Source organism: Arthrobacter sp. TJ-217 (genome assembly GCF_058269255.1).
Window position 1 is genome coordinate 214,514 of sequence record NZ_JBZCNJ010000003.1, and the last position, 11,450, is coordinate 225,963.

The 11,450-nt window shown below is 64.9% G+C and carries 8 protein-coding genes; 3 read left to right on the forward strand and 5 right to left on the reverse strand.

What is annotated here, in order from left to right; all coding sequences use genetic code 11:
* A complete protein-coding gene (locus tag AC4D2R_RS06865; protein ID WP_490938741.1) occupies positions 1-1,539 on the forward strand; it encodes a putative bifunctional diguanylate cyclase/phosphodiesterase in 1,539 nt (512 codons plus the stop codon).
* Positions 1,540-1,616: 77 nt separating this feature from the next.
* Here the strand turns inward: AC4D2R_RS06865 and AC4D2R_RS06870 are convergent, their stop codons facing one another.
* The 3 genes from AC4D2R_RS06870 to AC4D2R_RS06880 form a co-directional block, all read right to left on the reverse strand.
* A complete protein-coding gene (locus AC4D2R_RS06870; RefSeq protein ID WP_490938743.1) occupies positions 1,617-2,723 on the reverse strand; it encodes a branched-chain amino acid aminotransferase in 1,107 nt (368 codons plus the stop codon).
* Between the two features lie 113 nt (positions 2,724-2,836).
* The gene (locus AC4D2R_RS06875) at positions 2,837-3,895 is read right to left on the reverse strand and encodes a 3-isopropylmalate dehydrogenase (RefSeq protein WP_490938745.1); all 1,059 of its coding nucleotides are present in this window, start codon (positions 3,893-3,895) and stop codon (positions 2,837-2,839) included.
* A 156-nt stretch (positions 3,896-4,051) separates the two neighbouring features.
* The gene (locus AC4D2R_RS06880) at positions 4,052-5,131 is read right to left on the reverse strand and encodes a collagen-like triple helix repeat-containing protein (RefSeq protein WP_490938747.1); all 1,080 of its coding nucleotides are present in this window, start codon (positions 5,129-5,131) and stop codon (positions 4,052-4,054) included.
* A 508-nt stretch (positions 5,132-5,639) separates the two neighbouring features.
* Here AC4D2R_RS06880 and AC4D2R_RS06885 point away from each other — a divergent pair.
* Together AC4D2R_RS06885 and AC4D2R_RS06890 are read left to right on the forward strand one after the other, a co-directional pair.
* Positions 5,640-7,334 carry an ATP-binding response regulator gene (locus tag AC4D2R_RS06885; protein WP_490938749.1) on the forward strand — a complete coding sequence of 565 codons (1,695 nt, stop codon included), beginning with the start codon at positions 5,640-5,642 and terminating at the stop codon, positions 7,332-7,334.
* A gap of 70 nt (positions 7,335-7,404) precedes the next feature.
* Positions 7,405-7,956, forward strand: coding sequence for a hypothetical protein (locus AC4D2R_RS06890; protein WP_490938751.1), 552 nt, complete (start codon positions 7,405-7,407; stop codon positions 7,954-7,956).
* Between the two features lie 84 nt (positions 7,957-8,040).
* Here the strand turns inward: AC4D2R_RS06890 and metG are convergent, their stop codons facing one another.
* A complete protein-coding gene (metG, locus tag AC4D2R_RS06895) occupies positions 8,041-9,606 on the reverse strand; it encodes a methionine--tRNA ligase (RefSeq protein ID WP_490938753.1) in 1,566 nt (521 codons plus the stop codon).
* Between the two features lie 161 nt (positions 9,607-9,767).
* Positions 9,768-11,357: a phosphoglycerate dehydrogenase gene (gene serA, locus AC4D2R_RS06900; RefSeq protein ID WP_490938755.1), complete on the reverse strand. Its 1,590-nt coding sequence runs from the start codon at positions 11,355-11,357 to the stop codon at positions 9,768-9,770.
* Positions 11,358-11,450 lie beyond the last annotated feature (93 nt).

An 11,450-nucleotide genomic window follows, 5' to 3' on the forward strand; every position in this document is an offset into this window, starting at 1 on the left:
ATGAGCGCACACAAAGATCCACGTCTCAGCCTCCTCGTGGATAGCATTGTTCGTCTTTCACGTGGCGAGCTGAGCAGCCGCATTGAGCCGTCGGATGCCCGCGACGAGGTTGATGCGGTCATCACCGGCTTCAATCTCCTCGCCGAGGAGCTCGAGCAGGTGTACGACCAGTTCGAGAAGCGGGTTGAAAGCCGCACCGCAATGCTGCGCCAGGCCCACTACGACATGAAGAAAATGGCGATGTCCGATGCGCTCACCGGGCTATCAAACCGGGTAGCCCTGATGGAAGCCTGTGAAGCCTCGCTCGTCCGGGCGGAAAACGGTGACGCACCGCCGGCCTTGATCCTCCTTGACCTTGACTCGTTCAAGAACGTCAACGACCGCTTCGGGCATGACGCGGGCGACCGTGTGCTGCAGGAGGTCGCGGCGAGGCTTAATAAGGTGGTGAGGTCCAGCGACCTCGTGGCGCGCCTCGGCGGCGACGAGTTCGCCATCCTGATCCCGGCCGCGACGATGGAGGTCGCGATGCGAGTGGCGCGCAGGGCGCTTGAAGTGCTCGGGGAGATCATGGAACTTGAGGATCTTCGCGTGCACTCACGGGCGAGCATCGGGGTACGCCTCGGGGAAGCCCACCAGACCGCGGATGACATCCTGCTCGACGCCGACACCGCCATGTACGCGGCAAAGCGCGAGGGAAGAAACATCATCAAGGTCTTCGAACCGATGATGCAGTACTCGAGGCAGCTTCGCAGCCAGATGGCTTCGGAGTTGCGAGGTGCGATCGGGCGCGACGAGCTGATCCTGCACTACCAGCCGCTCGTTGAGCTTGCCACCAACCGCATCCTCGGCGTCGAGGTGCTCGTGCGGTGGCAGCATCCTGTGCGCGGACTCATCCCGCCGGATGTCTTCATTCCACTGGCCGAGGAAATCGGGGCAATCCACGACCTCGACCGCTGGGTCATGACGATGTCCCTGAACCACCTTGCCGCGTGGCGGCGTGAACTGACACTCGACGACGACTTCCAGGTGCAGGTCAACCTCTCTGCCGTCGAGCTCAAGCAGCTCGACCTCGTTGACTTCGTGAGGTCGCTCCTGCGCGACACCGGTGTTCCCGCCGGGAGCCTCGTGATTGAGATCACCGAGACGGCGATCGTGACCCGTGGCGAGGTGGAGATGTACTCCCTCCTGAGCCTCCAGCAGCTTGGCGTGGGAATTGAGATCGACGATTTTGGAACCGGCTACTCCTCGATCAGCTACCTGCGGGAGCTTCCCGTGAGCATGGTCAAGGTTGACCGGTCCCTGCTCGTTGACCTCGACACGAAGCCCGGGCAGCTTGAGTTTGTTGCGGCGATCCTTCAACTGATCCGTGCAGCGGGGCTTGAAGCCGTTTTCGAGGGGATTGAAACCAAAGAGCAGGCCGACCAGTTGAGCGCCATTGGATGCTCAAGCGGCCAGGGCTACTACTTCAGCAAGCCCCTCCCATACGACGAGATCACTCAGCTCCTCGCGGACCGGAAGATCCTCAACCCGGCGTCCTGAGCTTCCGGGCGCTGTTCCCCCGTTGCCGGCGAATCGCGCCCTTGGAACGGCCGGGCCGGAGGGCCCGGCCGTCCGGATCAAACCAGGCGGGTAAGCCAGCCGTGAACGTCCTCGGCAACACCGGTCTGGATGCCGAGCAGCTGGCGCCGGATGGACATCGTTACCTCGCCGGCCTCGGAGTCGGGGGCGCCGATGGTTTCCTCGCCGTCCTTGAGCAGCCCGATCGGAGTGATCACGGCGGCCGTACCGCAGGCGAAGACCTCGGCAATTTCACCCGAAGCAATGCCATCCCGCCACTCGTCAAGGGTGATCTTGCGCTCGACGACGTTCATCCCGCGGTCACGGCCGAGCTGGATGATCGACGAACGGGTGACGCCTTCAAGAATGGTTCCAGAGAGCGCGGGGGTCACGAGCGATCCATCCCGAAGGACGAAGAACACGTTCATGCCGCCAAGCTCTTCAACCGCGTTGTCGTTGAACTGGTCGAGGAACAGGACTTGCTTGCAGCCGTTTGCCTCAGCTTCCAGCTGGGCGGCAAGGGACGCGGCGTAGTTTCCGCCGCACTTCGCGGCACCGGTCCCGCCACGCCCTGCGCGTGCGAAGTTCCGGGAAACCCAGATGGAGACGGGCTTAACCTCACCGCCGAAGTAGTTCCCCGCGGGCGATGCGATGACGCGGAACGATACTTCCCTGGCCGGGCGCACTCCAAGGAACGCCTCGGTGGCGATCATGAAGGGGCGCAGGTAAAGGCTTTCGCCGTCGCCGGTGGGTATCCAGTCCTGGTCCGCCGCAACGAGCTGACGCAGCGACTCGAGGAAGATGTTTTCGGGAAGCTGGGGCAGCGCGAGACGCGCGGCCGAGCGGTTGAGCCGCGCAGCGTTGGCGTCGGCCCGGAAGGTCCAGACGGAGCCGTCCGCATGGCGGTACGCCTTCATTCCCTCAAAGATCTCCTGCCCGTAGTGCAGGACCGCCGCGGCGGGATCGAGCGAGATGGGTCCGTACGGTTCCAGCCGTGCATTGCTCCAGCTGCCGATCCCTGACTCGTCGACCGAGTAGTCGACTACGGCGGTGTGGTCGGTGAAGTGGTTCCCAAAGCCGGGGTTGGCGAGGATTGCGGCGCGCTGCTCGGCGGTCTTGGGGCTTGTCGAGAGATGCTGGGCGAACTCCAGATCCGTGGCTGTCATCATTCCTCCGCGATGGCCTGCTGCTGTTCCAGGGCGTGGGTGCGGTGAAACAGCTGCAGTCAGTGGTCAGCTCCGGCTGACAGCCGATGCTGGGTTAATAATTCCTAACCAGCTTAGGACACGGCGGCCGCAATAGCATCGCCCACCTCCGGCGTCGTGCGTGCCCTTCCGGCACGCCTGGCGACATCCGCTTCGACGGCCTGGTCGATGCGGTCGGCGGCTTCGTCGAAGCCAAGATGGCGCAGGAGCAATGCCGCCGAGAGGATCGCCGCTGTGGGATCGGCTTTTTGCTGGCCCGCGATATCCGGCGCCGACCCATGAACCGGCTCGAACATCGACGGCGCAGTGCGGTCCATGTTGAGGTTGCCCGAGGCAGCCAGCCCAATCCCGCCTGTCACTGCGGCAGCGAGGTCCGTGAGGATGTCGCCGAAAAGGTTGTCAGTGACGATGACGTCGAACCGCGATGGATCAGTGACGAGGAAAATCATCGCCGCGTCGACGTGTAGATAATCGTGGCTGACGTTGGGGTACTCGGCGGCTACGGCTTCCACCGTGCGCTTCCACAAGTGGCCGGCGTAGACGAGCACATTGTGTTTGTGCACCAGGGTGACCTTCTTGCGCTTCCGCCCGTTCGCCCTGCGGAAAGCATCCCGCACCACCCGCTCCACGCCATGTGCCGTATTGAGGGAAACTTCGGTGGCGATCTCGTGCGGAGTGCCGGAGCGGAGTGTTCCACCGTTGCCTGCATAGGGGCCCTCGGTGCCTTCCCTGACCACCACAAAATCTATGGGTCCTGGATTCGCAAGCGGGCTTTCCACGCCGGAGTAGAGCACGGAGGGGCGAAGGTTGACGTAGTGGTCGAGCGAGAACCTCAGTTTAAGGAGAAGCTCGCGCTCGATGAGGCCCGAAGGAATGCGGGAGTCACCGGGGGCTGCACCGACGGCGCCGAAGAGGATCGCATCGTGGGTCCGCAGACGGGCGAGCGTCTCGTCCGGCAGGGTCTCCCCCGTCTTCAGCCAATGTTGGGCGCCCAGCTTGTAGTGGGTGAACTGCAGGTCAGCCGAGCCCTTGAGGACTGCCGAAAGCACCTTCACAGCTTCCGCAGTGACTTCCGGGCCAATGCCGTCACCAGGAATGACAGCGAGATCGATGCGTGGTTTAGTGACAGCCATTGCATCAGGTTAGGGACGGTGCTCGGTGGCTGGACAATCAGTCTCAGCTTTTGAGACAACGTCCACCCCTTCCAGAAGCGGTCAGTGCCCGCTTCGGGATGGGAAGCGCGAAACAGGTGCCGCACCGGAGCGCGGCACCTGTTTCGCTTGTCATTCTCAGGTGTTTGAAGTGCGGATTCGCTGCATCGAGCGGCCTGCGACGATCGCTGCTCCGGTCAGCGCGGTGACTGCCAGTCCACCGAGCCAGGCCTGCCCTGGATCATCGGAGGGTGCACTCGCCGCCGTCTGGACGTTGTAGCCGGCGTTTGTGCGTACAGCCCCGGTTCCGGAAGCGGGGACAGCGGTGACTGGAACATTCGTCCTCGGTGTTACGACCGTTGGAGCGTTGACCCCGGGAGTGCCCGGTGCCCCTGGTGCTCCGGGTGCTCCCGGCATTCCGGGTGCTCCCGGCATTCCGGGTGCTCCCGGTGCCCCTGGTGAGCCCGGTGTACCGGGTGCCCCCGGCTCTCCTGGTGCTCCGGGTGCCCCCGGTTCTCCCGGCGTCCCCGGGGTGCCCGGCTCTCCCGGCGTCCCCGGGGTGCCCGGCTCTCCCGGCGTCCCCGGGGTGCCCGGCTCTCCCGGCGTCCCCGGGGTGCCCGGCTCTCCCGGCGTTCCTGGTGTACCCGGGTGCTCCGGGTGCTCGGGGTGCTCCGGGTGCTCGGGGTGCTCGGGGTGCTCGGGGTGCTCGGGGTGCTCCGGGTGCTCCGGGTGCTCCGGGTGCTCCGGGTGCTCCGGGTGCTCCGGGTGCTCCGGGTGCTCCGGGTGCTCGGGGTGCTCGGGGTGCTCGGGGTGCTCGGGGTGCTCGGGGTGCTCGGGGTGCTCCGGATGCCCTCCACCGGGGCAATCCGTCGTGGTACTGACCGTCGCGATGCCCACCGAGATGCCGCTCTTGTCCTTGCCGTTGCCGTTGCCGTTGCCGTTGTTGCCGTTGCCGGCGCCGTTATTGCCGTTGCCGTTGTTGCCGTTGCCGGCGCCGTTGTTGCCGTTGCCGTTGCCGGCGCCGTTGCCGTTACCGGCACCGTTGTTGCCGTTGTTGCCGTTGCCGTTGCCGTTGCCGTTGCCATCCTCGATCGGCACGGAAGGGTTCGTCACAGTGGGTTGGCACCCCGGGTTGGCGGGATCCGTTGCGAAGGCAGGGGCTGCCGTCGAGGCGAGCGCGTAGCCCAGAAGCCCGACAGTTGTTAGAACACGTTTCATTGTGGTTCTCCGTCCAGATGGGAGTCTCGACTGACCACTCTGGGGCGGGAACATGACGGCTTCACGGGTTCCTGAGGCAGTTGTCCCCAGGGCCAAGGGCGCTGTCGTAAAGCTTGATGTTTCCCCAGCAGAATCATCAGTTGCTTACGTTTCTCAGGCTAGGAACGGCCGGGTTGAGAAACCCGAGTGATCGGTACTCGTCTCTTCGAAGGGGCACCAAGTAGGCAGTGCCGGGTTACTCGTCAAACGGGCGCCGACCCATAAGTAGCGATGACGCTGCACCTGCCCGCCGCTGCGCTCGCACACATGTCTCAGGCAGGAGGCACGTCGACGCCGCGGCGTTGCGCCGTAGGCGGCCGCCCGGGATGCCCGGGCCACATCAGGAGCTGCCCTTTCACCGATGGGTGGACCAATCGGACAATCAGTAGGACAACGGTGCCCGAACGGCCTGACACGACCCATCCCGTCGGATAGGGTGAGCGGAAGTATGAAGTGCGGAAGGGACGCCGTGGGTAGGGAAGACACAAGCTGGGCCGGGTTCGGAGGCACCGCTCTCGTAGCCGCGCCTCCGGGCAACGACACCGACGAGCTGTGCGCGATCCTTCGCGATGCCGGTTATGCGGCGGTGGTTGTTGCATCAACGACGGCGCTCCTTGGCACCCTTCGCCAAACCACGCCGGATGTCATCTTCCTCGATGCGGCCCTTGCGCCGGAGTGCGGCAGGGATCTCGCAGGAGCGGTTGAGTCCGATCACCGTCTTGCTGGCCTTCCCGTCATCCTGTTGCTCCCCGATACCGGCCTGGCGGATCCGACCGGCCCCCTGGAACAACCGGTGACCGATTTCGTTTTTCGTCCGTTCGACCGCCGCGACATCGTCCAACGTGCGGGTTCCGCCATCGCCCGTCGCCGCAATCACCGGGTGCAGCGCGAAGCAGCCTCCCTGCTGCGCGAACAGATGCGTGAAATCTCGGCAGGTATCCGGGCCACCAACAGTCCGGTCGCGATGGTGGAAAACTTCCTCCGCGGGCTCGGGCTCGCGTTGGGATCCGACTTCGTGGTTCTCCAGATTTTCGCTGACGAACGCGTTCCCGATCTGAGCTCCTCTTGGGCGCACCCATCGGCCGGACGCCTCCAGGTTCCCGCACTGGCCCGCAGTGGCCGCGCGCGGTCCCTTGCGGTGAGGCTGTGGGAGGACTCCGCGGGTGAACGGCTGCCTCTGGCCGCCAACGCCCCTGATGATTTTGACGAGGTCGACGACGAGCTTGGTGCCGACACGGACGGCGACGGCATCGTATCCGGCGTCGTCCTGGCCGTCGGCGAGGGAGCAACGCCCTTCGGTCTCGTGTGGCTGATTAACAACCGGAAACCGCTCGAGTGGACGCCGGTCGAGAACTCGCTCACGCAGCACGTTCTCGGCAACTTCGCCCACGGCCTGATCCAGGGACAACTGATCACCCGTCAGCAGCAGGCCGTCGAAAAGCTGCGCAGGCTCAACAAGGCCAAAAGCGACTTTGTGGGCACGGTCAACCACGAATTGCGTACTCCCCTCGCTTCGATGGCCGGCTACCTCGAGATGATCCTCGATGGATCGGGCGGGCAGCTGCCCGACGCCGCCCGCAACATGCTTGAGGCAGTTGAGCGCAACACCACAAGGCTCCGCAGCCTCATCGAAAACATCACCGCACTAACGCCGACTAATGACGACGCCCTCGCGCAGTTCCCCGTCGATATCTACGGGGCCGTGTCCGACGCCGTGGCAGCCTCGCGCGCCGCAGCGGCCGCAAAGGGCCTCGAACTCTACTTCTCGGTTCCGGAGGAGAAGATCACCGTTGCCGGGAACAGGGACCAGCTGCAGGAGGCGCTGGGAATCATCGTTTCGAACGCCGTGAAGTTCACTTCATCGGGCGGCCGTGTTGAGGTCAATGCCGGAAGCCGCGCCGACCGGGGCATGGTGGAGGTCGAAGTGCGCGATACCGGCATAGGCATTCCCGACGACGACCTGCCGCGGCTTTTCGACAGCTTCTACCGTGGCTCCAATGCGAGTGAGACAGCGATTCCTGGTGTCGGTGTTGGGCTGGCCATCGCGAAGCGCACGCTTGAAGCGCACTCCGGTTCCATATCGATCGAGTCGTCCGTCGGCCAAGGGACGAAGGTATCGGTGCTCCTGCCGGTTGGCGCAGGGCCCGAACCCGCTCGGGGATAATGCCGGTTATTGACCACTGCGCATTCAGGGCAGGCTTTACATCACACCGAGCACTGGGAAGGATCGACAAATGGACGTGAACGCGCAGGCATTGGAAACAACCACGACGACAGGCGGTGGCCTCGATCTGGAGACCCTCACCGGTTATCTCGATACCCACCTGCTCGGTGCGACGAACGGTGTGCGGCTCTTCAAGTCCGTCGGGCAGTCCTGGGCCGGGACGGAGCATGGGAAGGTGCTCACCGCGCTGGGGCGGGACGTCGCGAAGGAACGCGCGGGCTTGAAGAAACTCATCAAGCGGCTCGGCCACCGGCCGGGGAAGATCAAGATGATCCTCGCCCACGCAGGTGCGCGGGTGGCGGCCGTCAATCCGCTCAACGTCTTGCGCAGCCCGTCCGGGGAAGGCGCCCAGCTTGAGCTAGAGGCCCTGCAGTCCCTGCTCCGCGGCAAGGAAGCACTGTGGGACACCCTCCTTGTCCTCGCGGAAACTCCCGCCGGCCGCAGGGAACCGGCACTCAATCCAGCGGAACTGAAACACCTGCTCGAGAAGGCCCGGGACCAGCAGAAGGTGGTGGCCGCGATCATGCGGCAGACCGCAGGGAAGCGTTTCCTGCTTCACTGAACGCGTTCCTCACGGTATGAACCAACCCCGGAACTGCGGCTGGCACCGCCGCTGGCCGGCCGCTGCTGCGCCCGGCGCCCGCGGTCAGTCCTCCGCGGGTTCCTCGTACTTGGGGAACACCGGAACCGGCGCGGGAAGCTCGGTGCCGGCGTCGATGCGGCGTCCGATCGCGGCGAAGGTCCGCCACTCGTCGCCGTCCTGCGTTCCCTGGCCGAGGGAGGTGAGCATGCGCGCCGAGCTGCCGGGCATCACAGGCTGCGCGAGTATCGAGACGATCCGCAGCACTTCGAGGGTTACGTAAAGCACGGTGTTCATGCGCTCGACGTCGGTCTTCCGCAGCACCCAGGGCTGTTGATCGGCGAAGTAGGCGTTGGTGTCGCCCAGCACGTTCCACACAGCTTCGAGGGCGCGGGAGAACTCCTGCCGGTCGAAGGCCGCGCGGCAGGTCTCGAGGAGGGACTCCGCACTTTCAAGCATTCCCGTATCTGCGGCGCTGAATTCGGCAGGCTGGGGAACCCGCCCCGCGCAGTTCTTTGCCACCATTGACAGTGAACGCTGGGCGAGGTTGCCGAAGTTGTTCGCGAGGTCGGAGTTCTTCCGGCCCACGACAGCTTCGTGGCTGTAGGAGCCGTCAGCGCCGAAAGGCACCTCCCGCAGCAGGAAGAAGCGAACGGCATCCAGGCCGTACTGGTCGACCCAGTCCTGCGGAGCAACAACGTTGCCGAGGGACTTAGACATCTTGATGCCCTTGTTGTGCAGATGCCCGTGGATCATGATGCGCGCGGGCAGCTCGAGCCCGGCCGACATGAGGAAGGCCGGCCAGTACACGGCGTGGAACCTCGAAATGTCCTTGCCGATGATGTGGACGTCGGCCGGCCAGTACTTGCGGAAGGACTCGGAGTCGGAGTCGGGGAATCCGGCGCCGGTGAGGTAGTTGGTCAGCGCATCGACCCACACGTACATGACGTGCTTCGGGTCGCCTGGGACCGGGACACCCCAGTCGAAGGTGGTGCGGCTGATCGACAGGTCTTCGAGGCCGCGCTTAACGAAACTGATCACCTCGTTGAACCTCGGCTGCGGCGCTCCGAATTCGGGGTTCCGGGCGTAGTGGTCAAGCAGGCGGTCCTGGTAGGAGGAGAGCCGGAAGAAGTAGCTCTCCTCTTCCGTCCACGTCACTTCGGTGTCGGTCTCCTTGGCGTACCGGATCCCGTCGTCGCGCAGTTCGGTCTCGTCCTCGCCCCAGAAGGCTTCATCGCGGACGGAGTACCATCCGGCGTACTTGTCGAGGTAGATGTCGCCGTTGGCTTCCATCCGGCGCCAGATCTCGGAAGCGGCAGCGTAATGGTCGGCGTCCGTGGTGCGGATGAAGCGGCTGTAGGAGGACCCGACGGCGTCGTTCATGTCCTTGAACGCCTGAGCGTTGCGGGTGGCAAGCTCCCGTACGGGGATGCCCTCCTTGTCGGCGGTCTGCTGCATCTTCAGCCCGTGTTCGTCGGTTCCCGTGAGGAACCGAACGTCGTATCCGTCGAGCCGCTTGAAGCGGGCGAGGGCGTCGGCTGCAATCGCCTCGTAGGCGTGGCCGATGTGCGGGACGCCGTTCGGGTAGGAAATCGCGGTCGTGAGGTAGAAGGGCAGCTGCGAGGAGGTCACTGTATGAAATTACCCTGTCTGGAGTGGTTTGCCGATTTCGTCCGCCGGGCAGGCAGTCCCGCGCACCGCACCCGGCCGGCCCGGCCGCAGGGCATTCCGGGGAGATGGACGCCTCCCCGCCGTCGGTGGACGGCGGGGAAGCACGACCCCGGGGACCGGCATCAGGGCTGCAGGTCGACCTCCCGGGCCACTGTCGCACCGATTTCGGCCTTGATGGCGTCGAGCACGGCCTGGGGCACTGAACTGTCGACGGTCAGGAGGGAAAGCGCCTGGCCTCCCTCCTGGTTGCGGGCGACCTGCATTCCCGCGATGTTGATGTCCTTCTCCCCCAGCAGGCGTCCGAGGGCGCCGATAACTCCGGGGCGGTCGGCATACATGATCACGAGGAGGTGCTCGCTGATGGGAATCTCGAGGTCGTAGCCGTTGACGCCCACGAGTTTCTCGATCTGCTTCGGCCCGGTGAGTGTTCCCGCAACGGAGATCTGGGAGCCGTCCGAGAGCGCACCGCGGATCCGCAGCACGTTCCGGTACTCCTCGGATTCCCCGGTGGTGATCAGCCGGGTGGCGATCCCGCGCTGCTCTGCGAGCACCGGCGCGTTCACATAGGACACCTGCTCGGAGACGACGTCGGTGAACACGCCCTTGAGGGCCGCGAGTTCGAGCGACTTCACATCAAGGGAGGCGATTTCTCCGGCCACCTCAATCTCGATGTGCGTCGGCGAGTCATGGGTCAGTGCAGTGAAGATCCGCCCCAGTTTCTCCATCAAGGGAATGCCGGGGCGCACCGCCGGGTCGATCACTCCCCCGGCCACGTTGACGGCGTCGGGCACGATCTCACCGGCCAGCGCGAGGCGCACCGACTTCGCCACCGACACCCCCGCCTTTTCCTGCGCCTCGACCGTTGAGGCCCCAAGGTGCGGGGTGACGATGACATTGTCGAGTGCGAAGAAGGGAAGGTCGGTGCTCGGCTCCGCGACGAAGACGTCGACACCGGCTCCTGCGATCTGGCCCTCCGTCAGCGCGGTGAAGAGGGCTTCCTCATCGATCAGCCCGCCGCGGGCCACATTGACGACGCAGGCGGAGCTCTTCATCTTCGAGAAGGCGGCCGCGCCGAGCATCCCGACGGTCTCCGGCGTCTTCGGCATGTGGATCGTGACGAAGTCCGCCTCTTCGAGAAGCTGGTCGAGGGTGACAAGCTGCACGTTGAGCTGAGCGGCGCGCGCCGAGGTCACATACGGGTCGTAAGCCAGGATCTCGGTGCCGAAGCCCTGAAGCCGTGCGGCGACAAGCGCGCCAATGCGTCCAAGGCCGATGATCCCGATCTTCTTCTCATACAGCTCGGTCCCTGAGTACTTCGAGCGCTTCCACTCCCCGCCCTTGAGCGCGGCGCTTGCCTGCGGGATGTGGCGCGCGAGGCTGAGGATATGGCCAACGGTCAGTTCGGCCGCCGAGATGATGTTCGAAGTCGGCGCATTCACCACCATGACGCCCGCCTGCGTGGCCGCGGGGATATCAACGTTGTCGAGCCCCACCCCGGCCCGGGCGATGACCTTCAGCTTGGGTGCTGCCGCTATCGCCTCGGCATCCACCCGGGTTGCGGAACGCACCAGGATCGCGTCGACGTCGGTGATCGCCGCAAGGAGCTGCGCGCGGTCGGAGCCGTCGGTGGTGCGGATCTCGAAGTCCGGTCCGAGGGCGTCAACTGTTGCTGGTGAGAGCTCCTCGGCAAGGAGAACTACGGGCTTTTCCACAAGGTTCCTTCACTGCTGGGCGGGCTTGTACTTGGGCGGCGGTGGCGGATCATTGGGAAACGCTCCGCGGATGGGGGCCCGACACGCAAGGAA